This window comes from Lactobacillus intestinalis, assembly GCF_024397795.1.
Taxonomy (GTDB): domain Bacteria; phylum Bacillota; class Bacilli; order Lactobacillales; family Lactobacillaceae; genus Lactobacillus; species Lactobacillus intestinalis.
Window position 1 is genome coordinate 120,779 of record NZ_CP072983.1, and the last position, 19,253, is coordinate 140,031.

18 protein-coding genes are annotated in these 19,253 nt (G+C 36.0%); 14 read left to right on the forward strand and 4 right to left on the reverse strand.

All coding sequences use genetic code 11. The features are described 5' to 3' along the window. The first annotated feature begins 2 nt into the window (after nt 1-2). Nucleotides 3-1,439, forward strand: coding sequence for an ABC transporter substrate-binding protein/permease (locus tag KBW87_RS00625; protein WP_420896550.1), 1,437 nt, complete (start codon nt 3-5; stop codon nt 1,437-1,439). Next, nucleotides 1,432-2,169, forward strand: a complete 738-nt coding sequence (locus tag KBW87_RS00630) for an amino acid ABC transporter ATP-binding protein (RefSeq protein ID WP_057809372.1) — start codon at nt 1,432-1,434, stop codon at nt 2,167-2,169. The genes KBW87_RS00625 and KBW87_RS00630 overlap by 8 nt, the downstream gene beginning before the upstream one ends. 49 nt (nt 2,170-2,218) lie before the next feature. On the opposite strand, the gene KBW87_RS00635 is transcribed toward KBW87_RS00630, so the two are convergent. Continuing rightward, a complete protein-coding gene (locus tag KBW87_RS00635; protein WP_057809374.1) occupies nt 2,219-3,478 on the reverse strand; it encodes a CAP domain-containing protein in 1,260 nt (419 codons plus the stop codon). Nucleotides 3,479-3,628: 150 nt separating this feature from the next. Here KBW87_RS00635 and KBW87_RS00640 point away from each other — a divergent pair, with 150 nt between their 5' ends. The 5 genes from KBW87_RS00640 (at nt 3,629) to KBW87_RS00660 (ending at nt 8,242) form a co-directional block, all read left to right on the forward strand. Further along, nucleotides 3,629-4,711, forward strand: a complete 1,083-nt coding sequence (locus KBW87_RS00640; RefSeq protein ID WP_057809376.1) for a D-alanine--D-alanine ligase family protein — start codon at nt 3,629-3,631, stop codon at nt 4,709-4,711. A 30-nt stretch (nt 4,712-4,741) separates the two neighbouring features. Further along, the gene (locus KBW87_RS00645; RefSeq protein WP_057809378.1) at nt 4,742-5,482 is read left to right on the forward strand and encodes a MerR family transcriptional regulator; all 741 of its coding nucleotides are present in this window, start codon (nt 4,742-4,744) and stop codon (nt 5,480-5,482) included. A 78-nt stretch (nt 5,483-5,560) separates the two neighbouring features. Further along, on the forward strand, nt 5,561-6,670 hold the full coding sequence (locus KBW87_RS00650; protein ID WP_057809380.1) for a YibE/F family protein: 1,110 nt from the start codon (nt 5,561-5,563) through the stop codon (nt 6,668-6,670). Next, nucleotides 6,667-7,455, forward strand: coding sequence for a YibE/F family protein (locus KBW87_RS00655; protein WP_057809383.1), 789 nt, complete (start codon nt 6,667-6,669; stop codon nt 7,453-7,455). Before KBW87_RS00650 ends, KBW87_RS00655 begins: the two co-directional genes overlap by 4 nt. Then, the gene (locus tag KBW87_RS00660; RefSeq protein WP_057809385.1) at nt 7,427-8,242 is read left to right on the forward strand and encodes an alpha/beta hydrolase; all 816 of its coding nucleotides are present in this window, start codon (nt 7,427-7,429) and stop codon (nt 8,240-8,242) included. The genes KBW87_RS00655 and KBW87_RS00660 overlap by 29 nt, the downstream gene beginning before the upstream one ends. Before the next feature lie 29 nt (nt 8,243-8,271). On the opposite strand, the gene KBW87_RS00665 is transcribed toward KBW87_RS00660, so the two are convergent. Further along, nucleotides 8,272-11,298 carry a glycoside hydrolase family 31 family protein gene (locus tag KBW87_RS00665; protein ID WP_057809387.1) on the reverse strand — a complete coding sequence of 1,009 codons (3,027 nt, stop codon included), beginning with the start codon at nt 11,296-11,298 and terminating at the stop codon, nt 8,272-8,274. Nucleotides 11,299-11,452: 154 nt separating this feature from the next. Between KBW87_RS00665 and nagA the strand changes: the two genes are divergently transcribed. Beyond that, complete coding sequence (gene nagA / locus KBW87_RS00670) at nt 11,453-12,607, forward strand: N-acetylglucosamine-6-phosphate deacetylase (RefSeq protein WP_057809389.1); 1,155 nt, start codon at nt 11,453-11,455, stop codon at nt 12,605-12,607. 411 nt (nt 12,608-13,018) lie between these two features. Here the strand turns inward: nagA and KBW87_RS00675 are convergent, their stop codons facing one another. Next, nucleotides 13,019-13,495, reverse strand: a complete 477-nt coding sequence (locus KBW87_RS00675) for a nucleoside 2-deoxyribosyltransferase (RefSeq protein ID WP_004039635.1) — start codon at nt 13,493-13,495, stop codon at nt 13,019-13,021. A gap of 120 nt (nt 13,496-13,615) precedes the next feature. On the opposite strand from KBW87_RS00675, the gene KBW87_RS00680 reads away from it, so the two are divergent. Further along, nucleotides 13,616-14,095, forward strand: a complete 480-nt coding sequence (locus tag KBW87_RS00680) for a PTS sugar transporter subunit IIA (protein ID WP_057809391.1) — start codon at nt 13,616-13,618, stop codon at nt 14,093-14,095. Between the two features lie 30 nt (nt 14,096-14,125). Here KBW87_RS00680 and KBW87_RS00685 read toward each other — a convergent pair whose 3' ends face one another. After that, nucleotides 14,126-14,929, reverse strand: coding sequence for a tyrosine-protein phosphatase (locus KBW87_RS00685; protein WP_057809393.1), 804 nt, complete (start codon nt 14,927-14,929; stop codon nt 14,126-14,128). Between the two features lie 140 nt (nt 14,930-15,069). On the opposite strand from KBW87_RS00685, the gene KBW87_RS00690 reads away from it, so the two are divergent. The 5 genes from KBW87_RS00690 (at nt 15,070) to phnE (KBW87_RS00710) (ending at nt 19,192) form a co-directional block, all read left to right on the forward strand. After that, a complete protein-coding gene (locus tag KBW87_RS00690) occupies nt 15,070-15,561 on the forward strand; it encodes a universal stress protein (RefSeq protein ID WP_057809395.1) in 492 nt (163 codons plus the stop codon). A 312-nt stretch (nt 15,562-15,873) separates the two neighbouring features. Continuing rightward, nucleotides 15,874-16,809 (forward strand): phosphate/phosphite/phosphonate ABC transporter substrate-binding protein, encoded by a 936-nt coding sequence (locus tag KBW87_RS00695; protein ID WP_057809397.1) that lies wholly within the window; start codon nt 15,874-15,876, stop codon nt 16,807-16,809. 13 nt (nt 16,810-16,822) lie between these two features. Further along, on the forward strand, nt 16,823-17,590 hold the full coding sequence (phnC, locus tag KBW87_RS00700) for a phosphonate ABC transporter ATP-binding protein (RefSeq protein ID WP_004039628.1): 768 nt from the start codon (nt 16,823-16,825) through the stop codon (nt 17,588-17,590). Next, on the forward strand, nt 17,583-18,380 hold the full coding sequence (phnE, locus tag KBW87_RS00705) for a phosphonate ABC transporter, permease protein PhnE (protein ID WP_057809399.1): 798 nt from the start codon (nt 17,583-17,585) through the stop codon (nt 18,378-18,380). The genes phnC and phnE (KBW87_RS00705) overlap by 8 nt, the downstream gene beginning before the upstream one ends. Beyond that, the gene (gene phnE, locus KBW87_RS00710; protein WP_057809401.1) at nt 18,380-19,192 is read left to right on the forward strand and encodes a phosphonate ABC transporter, permease protein PhnE; all 813 of its coding nucleotides are present in this window, start codon (nt 18,380-18,382) and stop codon (nt 19,190-19,192) included. The genes phnE (KBW87_RS00705) and phnE (KBW87_RS00710) overlap by 1 nt, the downstream gene beginning before the upstream one ends. The last annotated feature ends 61 nt before the right edge of the window (nt 19,193-19,253 follow it).

A 19,253-nucleotide genomic window follows, 5' to 3' on the forward strand; every position in this document is an offset into this window, starting at 1 on the left:
TAATGATCTCTACTTTTTTTACATTGAATACTAAAAGTTATGCTGCTGATAAAGTGGCAGATAATTCTGTGTTGAAAAAAGTGGAAAAATCAAAGGAGTTAGTGGTTGGTACATCGGCAGATTATCCACCATTGGAATTTACAACTAGTGTTGATGGCAAGACAAAGTATGTTGGGGTAGATATTGAACTTGCCAAGGATATTGCTAAAGATTTGCATGCTAAGCTCGTAATTAAGAATATGAGCTTCGATTCTTTATTAGTTGCACTAGAAACTGGAAAAGTAGACATGGTTATTTCAGCCATGACTCCAAGTCCAGAAAGAAAGCAAAGTGTAGATTTTTCTAAGATTTACTACAAACCAAGTGGTGAATATTTCTTAATTAATAAGCGTGATCAAAATAAATACAGAAAGATCAAAGACTTTGCGGGTCAAACTGTTGGTGCTCAAACCGGTAGTATGCAATACCAACTTATCCAGAAGCAAATGAAGAAATCCAAAGTTAAGGGTTTAGGTAAGATTAATAACTTGGTTTTGGCACTTCAATCCGGTAAAATGTCCGGCGTTGTGATGGAAGAATTGACTGCTAAGGCATATGCACAAAACAATAAAAATTTAATCGCTGTAAGAAGTGATTTGAGAGAACAACAAGCCGGAAATGCCGTTGCAATTGCTAAGGGACAAACTGGTTTAGTTAAAGCAGTTAATAAAACTATTGATCGTGTGCAAAAAGAAGGCTTGATTGAAAAAGAATATCTTCCTCAAGCAGCTAAGTATATGCAAACCGCACGAAAAACTAATACGATGATGAAATACGCACCTTACTTTGTTAAAGGCGTGGGTTACACTATTGTTATTACTATCTTTTCCGTTTTGATTGGGGTAATCTTAGGTACTTTATTAGCTTTAATGAGATTGTCTAAGAATAAAGTAGCTCATGGAATTGCAGTTGCTTATATCGAATTTATTCGAGGGACCCCGCAAATGGTACAAATTTTGTTTGTGTACTTTGGAGTAGGTGCCTTAATTTCAAACTTGTCAGCTGTTGTTGCAGGTATTATTGCGATTGGACTTAACTCAGGAGCCTATGTTGCAGAAGACATTCGGTCAGGAATTAGTTCAATTGCCAAAGGTCAAACTGAAGCAGCTAGATCTTTAGGATTAAGCCAAAATAAAACATATCGCTATGTAATTATTCCACAGGCACTTAAGAATATTTGGCCTGCTCTAGGCAACGAATTTATTACTTTGTTAAAAGATAGTTCGTTAGTTTCTGTAATTGGGGTAACTGAATTAATGTATCAAACTGAATTGATTCAAACTTCTACTTATCGTGGAGTATTGCCATTATTTATTGCGATGATTATTTACTTCATTATGACGTTCACATTATCTAGAATTTTGAATTACTTCGAGAAACGGATGAAACACAATGACTAAAATGATTGAAATCGAACATCTTAAGAAAAATTTTGGTAAGAACGAAGTCTTAAAGGATATTTCGGCAACAGTTAATAAAGGTCAAGTGATTTGTATTATTGGGCCTTCAGGTTCAGGTAAAAGTACTTTCTTACGTTGTTTAAATGTGCTAGAAACTCCAACTGCTGGAAAGATTATTTTTGATGGAACTGACTTGGCTAAGTTGAATGACGGAAAAGAACTCGATGAATTGCGTGAAAAAATGGGAATGGTATTTCAAAACTTTAACTTATTTCCTAATATGAACGTGATTGAAAATATCAAGTTGGCTCCAATGAAGGTTAAGGGAATGAGCGATGCGGATGCTGAAAAGTTAGGCTTAGAACTTTTAGATAAGGTTGGCTTGAAAGATCGTGCTCAGCAGTATCCAACTAGCCTTTCGGGTGGCCAGCAGCAACGTGTTGCAATTGCTAGAGCTTTAGCAATGGAACCAGAAATGATGCTTTTTGATGAGCCAACAAGTGCACTAGATCCAGAAATGGTTGGTGAGGTTCTTAAGACAATGCAGGATTTGGCTAATTCGGGGATGACGATGGTAGTTGTTACTCATGAAATGGGTTTTGCACGTGAAGTAGCTGATAAAATTTGGTTTATGGCGGATGGCTATTTACAAGAAAAAGGTACTCCTGCAGAAGTATTTGAACATCCTACAAGTGAGCGTGCTAAAGATTTCTTATCAAAAGTATTGTAAAGAAAAACGAAGGATTTTATTAATCCTTCGTTTTTTTATATTCAGTCAATTAATTTTGTAAAAATTGTTTGCTGAGAAAAGCTTGCCTCGCGAAAAAGTTCCGGTGCCATTGGCCCTTTTTCAGTGTGTCAAAGTAGTTTGGAGTTTGTGTATTTGACTTGCTTTTGGGAGACAAAGTTGTAGCCCAATACTTTTCGCCTTGGACTAAAAGTGGAGATTTCAAATTAGTATCATGTTGTTGCGATGATACATATTGATATGTCCGTGGCTTTGGTGTAGCAACGGCTGCCGTTGTGGTAGTCAGTGCATTGGTATTGGTATCTTGCTTGAAGAGTTTGAAAGTGTATGTATAAGTATCCCCGATTTTGACTTCATATTCATGACCCGCCACAATAGGAGTTTTGCCTGGGGAATAAGTTATTACGCTCTTGAAATTACCATATCCTGATTTACTGTAATTCTTAACGTTAGTAGCTGTGTAAGTTTGATCTAAATCCTTATCAGTGATAGTGATCTTAGGATCATTCTTAATCCCTTTGTCGGATAAATAAAGGGACCAAGCAATGTTCTTACCTTTGGTTAATTCAATTGGAAATACTCCAGTACTTGGGTAAGCTACAACAGGTTGACTGGATTCGCGGAAAAGATCATCAACATTGAGAACTTTTTGAACGGAGTAACGATAACCGTTTGTACCGTAGGCAGCTCCAACTCCAGTTGAAGAAAGACGCGTAGATAAAATCCATGCCCGGTGACCTGTGTCAGATCCTGAAAGATTGTAGTGATCTGTAAGTAAATCTGTAATCACATCCCCAGCAGATTGGTTACTTACGTTAAAGTTTAAATTAGAAGTCTCAGAAGTATCTTGAGCGACCTTCCACATTGACTTACTTACATAAGCTGGACGAGTTTCAGTTGGCAATCCATGTTGATTAACAAACGGATTTGCATTAATAGCTGCCATAACAGCGGCCGTTTTTTGGGCATTTTTTTGTGCTGTTTTATTTTCACTAACTGGAGGCAGTCCAAACAAGCTACGATAGTAGTTAATATATTGAAGTTGACTATCCGCATATTTATCTGTGATTTGACCAGCGTTAAACTTTCGGCTTAAATGCGGGGTTTTTGAATAAAGGGTAGAACTATCATAGTTAGTTTTATTTAAATCGGCGTATTCTTGTTGAAAGTGGTGAACTTGTTTTATTTCAGTTGTGCTGAATGTTGCAGCTTGGGCAGTTGTACTAGCTGAAAGTGCTGGCGTGGTTATCAATAAGCAAGCTGCAAGCAATGAAAACTTATGTAGAAGCATAATCATTCATCCTTTCTTTTTTCTATTCAAATTAATTATAACCCATCGTGAAAGGGCTTTAGTAAAAAATGTTCCTACTTTTTCATCATTTCTGGTCATTATTGCGTATAATTAAGAAATGGTAACTATTATTAAGAGGTAGAAAACAAAATGACTAAAAAAACACAAGTCGGACTAATTTTCGGTGGAAACTCATCAGAATATGAAGTATCTATCGTTTCAGGTCACAACATTTATAAAGCAATTGACAAAGATAAATTTGATGTACATCCAATCTGGATTACTAATGATGGATATTTTGCTAACGAGGAAGAATCTTTTAAAGTTTTAGAAGATCCAACTTATCAAGTAAAGAATCCATATAAAGTAAACAACATTTCCAACTTGGTTGAACTTGCTAATTTACCAGAAATTGACATCTTTTTCCCAATTGTTCACGGAAACTTAGGTGAAGACGGAAGTTTACAAGGTTTATTTAGAATTTTAAACAAGCCATTTGTTGGTGATGATGTCTTGGCAGCTGCTGTAACTATGGACAAGGAATTCACTAAGATTTTGTCTCAACGTGTTGGAGTTCCAGTGGCTAATTGGATTGCCGTAAAACGATTTGAATTTGACGATAAGTCAAATGACAAGCTTAACTATGATAAGGTAGCCGAAAAATTGGGTACTGACTTATTTGTTAAGCCTTCAAACCAAGGTTCTTCAGTTGGAGTTAGTCATGTAACTAATGCAGCTGAATATGAAGCTGCTCTTGAAGAAGCCTTTAAATATGATGACAAAGTCTTAGTTGAAGAAACTGTTCCTGGTACTGAAGTTGAAACTGCAGTTTTAGGAAATGATAATCCAATTGTAGCAGGCGTTGGACAAATTACCAATGCAAAAGGCTCATTTTATACTTATGAAAATAAATATGAGGATGATTCAACTTCTAAGCTTCAAATTCCTGCAGACTTGCCTGATGATATTGTAGAAACTGTTCGTTCAAATGCTTTAAAGGTTTACCAAGCAACTGAATGTTCAGGCTTGGCAAGAATTGATTCCATGCTTACTCCAGATGGTAAGGTGGTATTGACTGAGGTTAATGCTTTGCCAGGATTTACTAATATTAGTATGTATCCAAAGCTTTTTGAAGAAGCAGGTATCCCTTACACAGAATTAATTACTCGCTTAATAGAAGCAGGTCAAGAAAGATTTGACCATAAGAAGAATTTGCTTCACAAGCATGATTAAATTCTAAAAAAGTGTTAGGGGTATGATGACATGACAAGTAACAAACATGATTTTGAGGAACTTGCAACACCTTCTGTTGCTGCAAAAGAACTAGGAATTAGTGTTGCTACGCTGAGAAAGTATTCATTAATTGTAGAAAAAGTTACGGGCAATAGTGATTATTATGAGAGAACTAAGCAAAAAGCACGTTTATATCGTAAGCAAGATATTAGTGATTTAGACGCTTTTCAACAACTTTCAAAAAAGAGCAATTTAACTCTTCAAGAAGCTGCCAGACAAATTTATGCGGTTAGTGATAAAAAAACTGAAGACAAAAAGCGCGCAGAAAAAGAGAAAAGTCAGGCAATTGCTACGGATCTGATGGATACCCAAGAAGTTGTAAAATTGCTTAATACTTTACAACAAACAATTGCTAATCAAAATCAAGCGATTGATACTTTACAAAAGCAATTAACTAGAGTGGAAAAGCAAAATCAAGAGCTATTAGAAAAGCAAAAGGAACTTGCAGCACCAGCAGATCCACAAGAAAAGCCGGCCTTGGCGGCACCAGAAGAAAAAAATGTAGAAATTCCACAAACTCGTGAAGAAGAACGCGAGATTGAAAGTGAAAATGAAGACGAAGATGAAGATCAAGTTCACGATGAAATTATCACTAAAGCTAAAGAGAATGCTAAAAAGCGTGCTACAGCAAATGTGCATCGTACCCTTGAAGATATGCAAATACCAATGAAAAGAAAAAAGCATTGGTGGCAAAGGTTTCTAAATTCTTAAGATTTTGAAGACGACTGTAAAAAAGGTCGTCTTTTGTTTTTAATAGGAATAGGAATTTAGTAAGGGAGAACCAAAAAAATGAAAAAAAAGAAATGGCGCTATTTAATTGCGCTAGGGGTTTTAGTGATCGGGTTGGTCTTGACGGTATGTACCTATTTTGCAACCGATATTTATGCTAAGGATGACGTGGCGCTGATTACAGACACTCATATTCATGATCGTTTGGTCGAAACTAATAAAGATGTTTATAACAATATCGATCAAACTCGGGAACAAACTCTGCATTTGAAGATTTTATCCGGGGAAAATAAGGGTAAAACATATACCGTTAAAAATGTCTATTATCCATCTCAGCTTGTTACCCAAAAGTATCGTGCCAAGCAGAGAATTTTTGTTCATTTTAGAAAAGGTGACTTAGCTTTAGTTAATCCCAAAAGAGATTGGGTTTTGGCACTTTTAGTAACAATTACAGTTGCCTTGATGATTTTAATGGCCGGTAAGCATACTATAGTTCTACTTATTTCAATGGCGATCAGCTGGGTAATATTCTATGGCGTCATTTTACTTGATGTAAAAATGAATGGGACTCAAATCATTCTGTTGTTTGGCTTAGCTGATGTGGTTTTTTCATTTATAAGTTTGGCGATTGTTCAAGGTATAAATAAAAAGATGATGGCAACTTGGTTAGCAACTTTACTAGGGGTATTTATTTCATTTGCACTTTGCTATTTAATTATGAAATTAACTGGTGAATCGGAAATGAAATATGAAACTGGTGATTATGCTACGCAGGATCCGCGCGGGCTGTTCTTAGCGCAAACTCTTTTGGGCATTTTGGGAGCTGTAATGGATGAAGCAACTGACATTGTTTCTAGTCTTTATGAATTAGTTCAAACCAAGAAGGATATTACTCCAAAGCAGTTAATCACTAGTGGCCGCACAATGGGTCAAGAAATCATGGGACCGTTGATTAATGTTTTAGTCTTAATTTTTATTGCGGAAGAATTGCCAATGACAATCATTTACTTGCGAGACAATAATACTATTGGCTCAGCATTTGGTTTTACTTTATCCTTAGGAGCTACTCAAAGCGTAATTTCAGCGATTGGGATTGTGTTAACGGTTATTTTTGCAACGGGATGTAGTTTGTTGTTCTTAAAAGATAAAAAACGAGGCGAATTAGAATGAGCACATTAACGACTTTAATTATTGTATTAGCGATCTTGATGGCAATTGTGGGGGGAGAAACTGGTATTAGAAGTTTCTTTAGTGTGTTAATTAATACTATTTTATTAATTCTAGTGGCGATGCTTATTTCTTGGGGAATAAATATCCCGATTTTGATTTTAATCTTTATTCCGCTTAAATTGGTGACAATCATATATTTAGGGACGCATGACTATACCGTAGCCAAAAACTCTTTTTATTCCTCATTTTTAGTATGTTTGATTGTAAGTGTGATCATCTTGGCCTTTCAATGGATGGCACAAGCAGCCGGTCTTGGACCAGAAGCAGGGGAAGTTTTAGTCGGACTTTCTCAGATGCCTGGGTTAAGCTATCCGCTGATTGCAGTAGCAGTGGCTATTTTTTCAGCACTTGGAGCAATTGCAGAAGCAGCAGTTGCGATGAGTTCAGGCTTACTTGAAATTAAGAAACATAATCCTGAAATTAGTCGTAAAAACTTAATGGTCAGTGGGAATGCAATTGGTAATGATGTGTTAGGAACATCCATGAATACAATTTTATTTGGGATGTTTGGTAGTTTTTTGTCATTATTTTTGTGGTATTTTCGGTTACACTATTCATTAGGAGAAGTTTTAAATGAAAAGCTATTTGTTAATGAGGCATTGATTATTCTTTACTCCTTAATTGGTGTCATTTTGACGGTCCCACTCTCTACCTTTTTCTTAAGTAGAGGGATGAGTGACCATAATGAGGTGAAAAATGAAAGTCGAAAATCTAACACTAACTAACTTTAATAATCGCAAATTCAATATTCATACTTATACTTTGGAAAATAATCCAAATTTAGCAGAAAAAAAGCGACCTTTGATGATCGTGATCCCAGGGGGGAGTTTTGATCATTTATCACAAAGAGAAGGTGAGCCAGTGGCATTGAGTTATAATGCTTATGGCTTCAATAGTGTAATTATGGATTATAACTTAATCCAAGAAGGCCCAATTTATCCTGATGCTGCTTTGGATGTTTTGACAACAGTTAAATATTATCGTGATCATGCGCAAGACTATAATATTGATCCTGAAAAAATTGTAACGATTGGTTTTTCGGCTGGCGGACATGTGGCAGGAAGTGCCAATTATATGGCTAATAGTAAAGAATATAGTGAAAAATATGGATATCACGTTAAAGAAGTTTTACCTAATAAAACTATTCTGGGTTATCCATTGGTAAATATTGAACATATTGGCTTTCCTTTGCCTCAAGGTGCGGAGCAATATTTACCGAATGATCCTAAATTGCGTGATACAGCTTTAGGTGTAACACGTGAAACACCGGCAACTTTTGTTTTCCAAGCATGGGATGATCCAATTGTTCTTATTTCAAATTCAATTGAATATATAAAATCTTTAAATGATCACGATGTGAGATGTGAAGCTCATATTTTTGAAAAAGGAAAACATGGTTTTTCATTAGGCCGTTATTCCACGATGGAAGAAGGGCAAAGTTGGCAAGACAATCCTCATGCTGCAAAATGGTTTAATTTAAGTATTGAGTGGTTGACAGAAGAATTGAGATAAAAAAAACGATCCAAATGGATCGTTTTTTGTTAATCATTGATTGAATTTTTGTTTCTGAAAAAGAGAACTTCTTTTCCGGCTACCTTGTCCCCAGAAGATTTGTAAACTGTTAAGCGAATGGCTTTGGCAGTTACGTCTCTTAAGCCAACAACCTTATTTTTACTATCTGCCTTCCAAGTTAAACGTTCTCCATAAGAGGTAAAGTTTTCACCATCGATAGAAATTTCAACCCCAACTTCAATTGGATCGGATTTGTGATCAATATTGCGTGGGACATAAGTCATTCGACTTAATTTTTCTGGCTGACCAAAAGTAAAGGTTAAGGTAAGTGGATGATCTTCACTAACGCTTTCAGTAGTTTCCCATTCACTAGCAAGTTTAAGATCAGTTAAGTAGTTCAGAGGATGGTGGGCATCACTTTCTAAGTTACTATTTACTTGAACGTTTTTAATTGCGTAATCAAGCGCAGAACGTTTAGTAATTGCACCAAATGGGTCTGACCATTCAGAGACTTTATTTCCTGAAACATAACGAAGACGCATGATGTAGCGAGTATGTGGTTCTAGTTCATGGAAAGTAAATGAGTCTCCATCAATTCCATCATATAAAATGCCGTTAACTTCAATTTGAACTTTATCAGTCAGCTGAGGCCATGAAACAGTTAAAGAATGAGCGGTAATCTTTTCAGGATCAATGATTGGTTGCTTAGGTGAACGTAAAAGTGAATCTGTAATTGCGTGCACTAAAGTTTCATTGCCGTAATTAAAGTTTTGAATTTCAATTTCAATTTTTGAATCAGTTACATCCCGGTTTGCAAGCTTAATTTGTAAAGCAGTTTGCTTATGCTTAGGATCTTGATACTGATCAAATTGAGGGGTCCAACTAAAGTTAGTGTTGTAGAAATAACCTTCTTTAGCATGTCCAAAAGTATCAACTGTGCCGTATTCTTGCATGTTGATTTCTTGATCATTAATTCTAACCGTTACGCGATCAGGATAAGTGTCACACATAATGTTCAAGTTAGTAGTATTATTGGTTTCCATGCCAGTATAACTGCCTTGAACTGGATCGATGGTGACTTTTAACTTACTTGATTCAAGATTTGAAGTAAGGTGAGTTTCAGTATGATTGTGGCTAAAATCATTAAAACCATTGTCATCATAAAATGTGATCTCGCTCTTACCTTGAGGATAAAGTAAATAGTTGCGATTACCAAGTTCGAAAATAGAACCACCCCGTACGAATACTGGTAAATGCCAGATAGGGTAGGATAATTTGTTAAAGACGCGGCCCCCGAGGTATTTCTTTCCTGTAAAAAGATCTACCCACATAGTTCTATGATTTGGTAAATAAAGATTGTCCTTGCGACTGTTGCCATTACCATCTTCACGACCATTAGTAATTGGAGCAATTAACAAATTTGGCCCTAGCATGAATTCATGACCTACTTGAGGAGTGTAGTTAACTTGTTCATGTGGAAATTCAATAAACAAAGCTCGCATAATTGGTTCCCCTAATTGTGCTTGGTAAGTTAAAGTGTAGAGATAATGCTTTAACTGTTCTCTTAAGTTGAGATAAGCTCGATTGATGCGGGTCATTTTGGCGTTATAAGCAAATGGAGTTTTGCTGAATTTTCCTTGATTATCGATACTAAATAAAAGTGGGGTAAAAGATTTCCATTCAAAATCACGAATTGAAATTTGGGCATTTCCACCACCAGCGGTACCATCCACCGCACTTCCTAAGATGGGTTCTCCAGAAAGATTTGAACCTAAAAAGCCGGCTACTTGAGTTGCAATGTTTTCCCAATTACCCCCAATATCGCCAAAGGCCAAAGCGGAATTTTTTTGACTCCCAGCAATGCCAGTATTTGAGAGAATAAATGGACGCTTTTTCTTCAAGTTCTCTCTTAAAATCTGCTTATCCTTGTTTAATAATTGGGCATCACTAGTATTTGTAGCAACAAATGAGGAGTTATTAGGAATGTTGTCACTTTCAGTTGTCCAAATGCCAGGATCGACCTTTTGAGAATTTGCATAATTGTTAAAACTAGAAAGAGCTTGTGGATCAACCTTTTCTACACCGTAATTTGGAATAAACCACCCAAGGTCGAAGCGTTCTTTTTTAAAACGATCAAGCATTGCGCGAGCCGAAAATTGATATTGATCTTCGCCATTGAGGGATGCTTTACCCCTGGCATTTTCAGGATTGTCAGTAGTAACATAATAAGTTTCATCTTCGTACATTTCGGCGTTACGTTGCTTAGCTTCGCTTGGTTGCCAAAGGGTAGACAAAAAGTTACCAGCATATCCTAACTTAAAGGCATACTTAGGTGGCATTAGCGGTCTACCTGTTAAAATGTAGTACTTGTTAAGGATATCGCTTGGAGAATTTCCAATAATATAGAAATTATCAAAAACTCGAGTGTTATGGCTTAAAATTGTCACATCATTTTGTTTACTACCAAAATCGTAATGACCAAGAGTAGTTGTGTTTCTTAATTCACCAAATCCAGCATTAGACCAGAAGAAAGGAACTTGAGTTAAAACTCCGCCTTTTCCTTTAATCTGATCGCGCTTAATTTCGATTTCTTTACCTTTATGGCTGAAATAACCATTTTGCAATCCACCACCAAAGTAGAACTCATTCTTATTTTGATGAAGAATTTCTACAGAATCTGTATTACCGATTTCAAGTGGACTGGCTTGTACTAAACGAGTATGGTGGAGAGTTTCATCAAAAACACTCATAATCGCTGGCTTTTGCTGGAAAATTAGTTGATAGTTACCAGTTTGAATAATTAAAGAGTCGCTTGTAGCACGAGGGCTAGATTTTTCAAAAAGATGGTTGTCAAATTTAGAAAGATCAACAAATGAAGTATGCGATTCGTCAAAATTATTGTCCGGATCAAGGAAATAACGAAAAATCCCGTCACTCAGAATATAAAGACGCGCAACTTCTCCGGTCGCATAATGTAATTCATAATAATGATCACGTTTATTTGCACCGATCAGTTGACCTAATTGATGTCTATTCATTTGCGTATCTTGTGTCATATTTCTTTCTTCCTATAAAAACTTTGCTAGTCCCATTATAACCAAAAAATGAAGATTTTTTTGATCAAATATCTTAAAACTGGTAAGTACCAATGGGATAAGCTAAAATGAAGATGGAAGATCAGATTAATAATACATAGAAAGAAGCAAAAATATGACATACTATATTCATGCTGATAAGTTCTTTTTAGAAAATCGCACTGAAAATGGCGGTTATTTAGAAATTCAAGATAATGGTAAGTTTGGTTTTTACTATCCAGAAAATAAAAAGCCAGATGGAAAAATTGTTGATTATAGTGGAAAATGGGTTGCTCCCGGATATGTTGACACACACATTCATGGCTCTTTAAAAGAAGACGTGATGAAGAGCGGTTGGGAAGGAATTGATAAGATTTCTAACGGCTTATTAAGTGCGGGAGTAACTTCATGGATGCCTACTACTATTACTGCTTCAAGCAAGACCTTGACCAAGATTTGTGAAATGTTTGCAAATTATCGTGGTCAAGAAAGCGGTGCCAAAATTCAAGGACTTCATTTTGAAGGACCCTTCTTTACTGAAGAACATGCCGGTGCAGAAAATCCTAAATACATGACAGATCCAAGTATTGAAGAGTTCAATAAATGGCTTACTGCTTCTGAGGGGATGCTTAAAAAGATTTCGATGGCTCCTGAAAGAAAAGGCGCTAAGGAATTTATTCGTGAAGCCGTTAAAGAAGGCATTGTGGTTGCTTTAGGCCACTCAAGTGCAACTTTTGAACAAGCTGTTGAAGGTATTGAAGCTGGAGCAAGTATTTTTACTCATACATTTAATGGAATGCCAGATCCAAGCCACCATTCAGCTTCAATTTCTAATGCTGCGATGGCTTTAAATAATGTAACTGATGAATTAATCTGTGATGGTCATCATGTTCAAGTGCCAATGGTACGCGCTTTAATTAAGGCAGTTGGTCCAGAACATATTGCGTTAATTACAGACTGTATGGAAGCTGGGATGATGCCTGATGGGGATTACATGTTAGGTGAATTGCCAGTTTATGTAAAAGATGGGATGGCTCGTTTGAAGGATGGCGATAATTTAGCCGGTAGTATTTTACAATTGAAAGATGGAGTTAAGAATATCGTTGACTGGAACATTGTAACTCCAGAAGAGGCTGTAATGATGGCTAGTTATGTTCCTGCTAAGAGCAGTCACATTTTGGCTAACTGTGGTTCAATTATGCCAGATAAAGATGCGGACTTCTTGATTTTGAATCCAGATATGACCTTGTCAGAAACTTACTTAGATGGTGTTTCAAGATACAAAGCTTAATCCAGAAAAAGCAAAATAAAAGTCTTATCTGCTGAAAACAGATAGGACTTTTTTAGTGCAACATTTTATTGAAAGCGCTTTACTTTTTGAAGAAAATTAGGTATATTATAAGTGTAAAGAATGAAAGAAATACATAAAGAAAAGGTGATTCCGATGGGCTGAGAAGTATAGTTAGAAGAGATTGTGAAAGGCTTCGTGATACCAATGGGCTAACTAAAGCAATGCAGTCAAAGAAGTGACAATTTATATAAGAGCCTCGTATAAATGAGGGTGAAATAATTAATAACAGTTAACTCACTTCGCTAACAATTATTAAAAATATAAATAGAAAGATCAACTTTCATGATAAATAATAGAATACAAAAATGACCTCTTACTAAAGCACAATAGTAAGAGGTCAATTTTTTCTAATTAATAAACTGCACCGTCATAGAAGCCAAAACGAGGATTGTTGAAGTCATAATCCTTTAAGTCGCTCATCTTAATCGCATTGTCACAAACGCCCCAGCTCATTAAGTTGATTGGCTTGCCATAATATTCGTCTGGAATAACAAGTAAAATGAATTTACCGCGGCTTAATGCATATCCTAGTTCCATTCCGAGACCAACATCTTCTTCATCAGGTAAATAAACGCCCAACATAATGTCGCTAGTTTTAATACCTACTAAATCATTGTGATAAGTTGCAGAAGCCCATTCAATATCATGAAGGTATTCCGGATGTTCATCAACGCGGATACCCTTGTATTGGTTTTGAAGAGGAACATAACTGTTTTCAAGATCAACAGTAGGATTTTCCTTTAAAGCTTCCATAGCTTCTTTATAAGCTTTGTTTTGCTTTTCGTTGAACCAACCTGCGCCAAAGTAAACAGTTTTCGTTTTTGCCATTTGTATCTCCTTAAATAAAAGTAAAATTACGTATTAATTAAACTTTATCATGTTTTTAGTTGAAAAAAACGTCTTGATCTTTTACCGTTGAAATAGTAAAGACAAAAAAGGGGAAAGTAAATGACGAATTCAAAAATTTTTGCGCGGGACACAATTTTTATTAGCAATCAAGATACGCAAGACTTAGTTTTAAAAGATACTTATGATGAACTTCTAAAAAATGGATATGTTAAAGGAAATTTCTTGGGACATATTATTGAGCGTGAGCATAACTTTCCCACTGGATTAAGCACCAAGACTTTAGGTAAAAACTTGCCTAATATTGCAATTCCTCACACTGAAGGCGAATTTGTCAACAAGCGTTTAATTGTGCCAGTAAGCTTGAAAAATCCAGTAGTTTTTAATAATATGATCAAACCTCAAGAAAAACTAGAGGTAAAGTTTTTATTTATGCTTTTGGATACTCATCCAGATGGTCAAGCTGAACTATTAAGTCAAGTGATGGATTTTTTAGCAAAAACTCCAGAAAAAGAGTTACAAAATTTGTTTAGCTTTAAAGATCCTGATACAATTTACGAATTTTTACTTCAAAAATTCTAAAAGAAAAGTTGCCCCGGAGGACAACTCTTATTATTTTTCCAAATAAATTCGGCGCAGATCCATGATATCGCTACTTGAAAGATGCATCACATCGCGCAAGTAATTGTTAATACTACCGTAATCGTCATTGATGATTTTAATAGCGTGATCAAGATATTCAGGATGAACACTTTGAATATCGCGAATAGATTGTAGAATATTATCATTCTTACCTTTAGATTTTTCTCGAGCAATTAAACCATCGATAAAGTCTTTAGTAGTGATATTGGTAAGTAAGTAATCTTTCTTAATATCTCTAAGTGGTACACCAAGAGCTGTTAAAGCTAAAAGAGCTCCAAAACCAGTTCTATCTTTTCCAGCAGTACAGTGGAAAATAAGTGCGTCACCATCTTTATCATTAGCCAAAAGTGCATCAAAGAATTTACGGTAAGCTTTTTTAGCAGAGTCACTTTCGATCATGTCTTCATAAGCGTAAAGCATATGATTAAAACCGAAGTTCGCGTCATCTTTTGATTGAGTTTCAAGATCATTGATGCTCTTTGATGAATTGGTTAAGTCTTCACTAAAAACAGGATCAAATTCATACTTTGCGCCTTCTGGAACTCGATCAGGTTGCTTATCAACTTCAGCTTGACTTCTAAAGTCAACTACGTATTTAACTCCGTAATCTTTTAAAAAATCTAAGTCAAATGGAGAAAGATCGGCTAAATTTCCAGTTCTTAAAAGTTTGTGGTTTTTGATCTTTTTACCAGACATAGTTTGATAGCCGCCTAATTCACGGAAATTGCGGCCACTAGTAACACCAATTAATTGATTAGTTAATTTTTCGGACATAAAAAAATCCCCCTTCCAAAGTAAAAACATTGTCCTTAATTCTAACAGCAAATATTGAAAGAAACAATTATCTAAAAGTAACAGCTTTCAAAATTATGCTAAAATAAAGTAAATGGAAGCTTATCTAGGAGATGAAGAGTATGGCAGAAAAGAAAGAAAGTATCTTAGTACCTGTTGATGGTTCTGAATCAGCTGAAAGAGCCTTTGATAAAGCAGTTAAAATTGCGATTGCTGATAATGCTCACGTTGATGTGTTAAATGTCATTGATACTCGTCAATTTATGGGTGAAATGCAAGACACATTAATTTCTGGCGACACTATCTATCAAATGACTCAAGATGCAGAAGAATACTTGAAGAGTTTGAAGAAGTGGGCTCACGATAATTTCAACTTTGATGATATTGATTACCACATTTGTTATGGTAGTCCTAAACGTATTATTTCATATGACTTTATCAAAGACCACCATGACGACTTAATTGTGATGGGTGCAACTGGTTTGAACGCTGTTGAAAGAATGTTGATGGGTTCAGTTACTGAATATGTAAACCAACATGCATTGGCAGATGTATTAATTGTTAGAACAGATATTGACAATAATCCAATTAAGCCAACTATGAGAAAAAATTAGTTTTTTTAGTCTGAGCGTGCTCAGACTTTTTTGATTGGAAATTTTTTTAAAATAGTACTTGCTAAAATCCGAATGTTTCTGTTATCATCATTACAAATGAACGTTGATAAAAGAAAAAGGGGGAATTAGTTGTGCACATCAAAAGAAATACAATTGGAGTGAATTGCATTTCTGTGGGCACAGTGGTCCCTTTTTTTGAAGACGGCATTTTTGTTCGTTTTTTAATAGAAAGTTGAAGATAGGCTTGATATGACACTATTTGTGTCATGTTGAGTCTTTTTTGTTGCCATTTTTCTGTCGTAGGGGGATAGAATGAGAAAACTAAAAAAGGTACTGTTTACCATAATTCCTATTGTTTTGGCGGTTGTCCTTTCAGCTTGCTCTAATAAACAAAAGAGCGAAAAAAAGGATTTTACTCCCAAAACTTTAACTGTGGCTTTTGTTCCAAGTCAGGCAGCGAATAAGCTCGAAGCTAGAGCTAAGCCAATGGAAAAAATGCTATCTAAGAAGCTAGGAATTCCGGTTCATGTGACAATGTCAATTGACTATACGACTGTGGTAGAAGCCATGAAATCTAGAAAAGTTGATGTTGGTTTCTTGCCACCAGATGGATATGTTTTAGCTCATAAGCAAGGAGCTGCCGATGTCCTTTTGCAAGCTTTAAGATTTGGCGTTAAGCAACCAGGTGGGGAAGCTACTAAGAATTTGGTTAATTCATATCGTGCAGAAATTGTAGTACGTAAAAATTCTAAGATTAAGAGCTGGAAAGACTTGAAGGGTAAAAAGATTGCGGTTCAAACGCCAACTTCTTCAGCTGGTTATGTTTATCCAGTGGCTGAATTGCAAGAAAAGGGCTTGAATGTTTTAAAAGATTGTAAATTAGTAACTGTTACGGGTCACGATCAAGCTGTTTTGGATGTCTTAAATGGGGATACTGATGCGGCATTTGTATTTGAAGATGCACGTAACTTGGTTAAAGGCGATGTGCCAGACATCATGAAGAGAGTTGTACCAATTTACTTCACTAAGCCAATCCCAAATGACACGATTGCCGTTAGAAGTGATATGAGTCCAAAATTCAAGAAGAAACTTGCTAAAGCGTTTATTGAAATTGGTGAATCTAAAGAAGGAAAAGCAATGATTTCTTCACTTTACACTCACCAAGGTTATGTACCAGTTAAGGATTCAGACTTTGACGTTGTACGTAAATACGACAAGATTATTGAAAAAGAAGAAGATGGAAAGTAAGGGGTATGAAAAAATGGCAGATAAGCCAATGATTGAATTACGAGATGTCCGTAAGGTTTATGATAATGGGACCGTAGGCCTTAACGATATTAATCTTAAAGTTAACAAGGGTGAATTTGTAGTAATCGTAGGGTTATCAGGTGCTGGTAAATCAACACTTTTGCGCTCAATTAATCGTCTACAAGACATTACTAGCGGGGATATTATCATTGATGGTAAATCAATTACTAAAGCCAAAGGGAAAGAACTTAGATTAATCCGTCGCGGAATTGGGATGATTTTCCAAAGCTTTAATTTGGTAAAACGCTCCAGTGTTTTAAGAAATGTTTTAGCGGGACGAATTGCATATTATCCAACTTGGAAGACGACCTTTAATCTTTTCTCAAAGGAAGATAAACAAAAGGCCTATGAAGCACTTCAACGTGTAGATTTAGCTGATAAGGTTTATACTCGCGCGGATCAATTGTCTGGTGGTCAACAACAGCGTGTTGCAATTGCGCGTGTTTTAACTCAAGATCCTAAAATCATTTTAGCTGATGAGCCAACTGCGTCTCTTGACCCACGTACTTCAAAGCATGTTATGAAGGATCTCAAGATGTTAAATCAAGAATATGGCATGACTGTAATTGCTAATTTGCACAGTGTGGAACTTGCCAGAGAATTCGGTGACCGTGTGATTGGGGTACGTAAGGGTGAGATTGTTTATGACGGCAAGATGAGCGAAACTCCAGAATCCGTCTTTAAGGATATTTATGTAGACAAGGAGAAGAAGAATGACTAATTCTGACAAGAATTTACAACTCCCAAAAAGAAAATTCCAAATCATGAATTTGGTTTGGATTGTGGTGTTAGTTGCAGGCTTCTTCTTATCTGTCCAAGATACCGATACTCACATTAGTGATTTGTTTAAAAATTTTGGCCAATTTAGCGATATTTTTGTTGAAATGTGCCATCCAGATTGGAACTACTTTTCCACTGTATTAAATCCATTAATTGAAACCATTAAAATGGCGATCTTAGGTACATTTTCGGGTTCAATCATCGCTTTTGTTTATTCATTTGCAATTGCAAGAAACATTGTTAAAAACAAAATTGTAGTTGGGGTATTAAAGATCATTATGAACATCATTAGAACTGTGCCTGATCTTTTACTTGGTGCGATTTTCGCTGCAATTGTAGGTATTGGACCATTGGCCGGTGTTTTAGCTTTAACAGTATTTACTTTTGGAGTAGTAGTTAAGCTCTTCTATGAAGCAATTGAAACTATTGATCCCGGTCCTATCGAAGCTATGGTGGCCGTTGGGGCAAATAAGCTTCAAATTATTTGTGAAGCAGTGTTGCCACAAGTTATTACTTACTTTATTTCTTATGTTTTATACGCATTTGAAATTAATGTCCGTGCATCAACTGTTTTAGGTTATGTAGGAGCTGGTGGTATTGGTGTTCTTCTTCAAATTAGTTTGGGAAGATTCAACTATGCCCAAACAGGCTTAATCATCCTTGTCATCTTCTTAGTAGTCTTCATTATTGACTACATTTCATCTAAATTTAGAGAGGCGGTTATGAAATAATGGATACTAACGCAGTAAAGAAATTGCCAGTCAAGCCCGTTAACATGAAAAAACGCGTTGGCTACTGGGCAACATTTATAATTACCGCTTTGCTAATCATTTGGTCCTTTACAGGGATGCCAATGAAACTTAGTCCCAACTTTTACAAGTTGATTGGATCAATCTTTTCTGGTCTTTTCCATCCAGAATGGAAATATGTTTATAACGGAACTGGCGAAGATTTAATTACTCAATTATGGCAAACCCTTTGTATTGCCTTTTTAGGAACATTTATTTCCGCAATTATTTCAATTCCATTTGCCTTTTGGGCAGCTAATACTAAGCACAAGAAATGGTTTGTGAGTCGGTCAGGCCACTTCATTTTGACAGCAATCAGATCATTCCCTGAAATTGTTTTGGCGTTAATGTTTATTAAAGCAGTTGGACCTGGTGCGGCAGCTGGTGTCTTGGCATTAGGATTCCACTCAGTAGGGATGCTAGCTAAATTGTTCTCAGAAGCAATTGAAAACTTGGGTGATGGTGCCAACGAAGCCATTACTGCAGTTGGTGGTTCTAAATTTAATATTGCCATGTTTGCGACGATGCCAAACTTAATGCCAGCTTTAATTTCAAATACGCTTTACCGTTTTGATGTTTCGGTTCGTTCTGCATCAATTCTTGGTTTGGTAGGTGCTGGTGGTATCGGTACGCCATTGATGTTTGCTTTAAACACGCGTGATTGGAATCGGGTGGGCATTATCTTACTTGGAATTATTGTAATGGTAGTCATCATTGACTGGATTTCAGGTTGGATCCGTAAGAAACTTGTTTAAAATTAATCGCTAAGGAGTAGTCCCTTAGCGATTTTTTGTTATAATATAGGATGAATTTCGA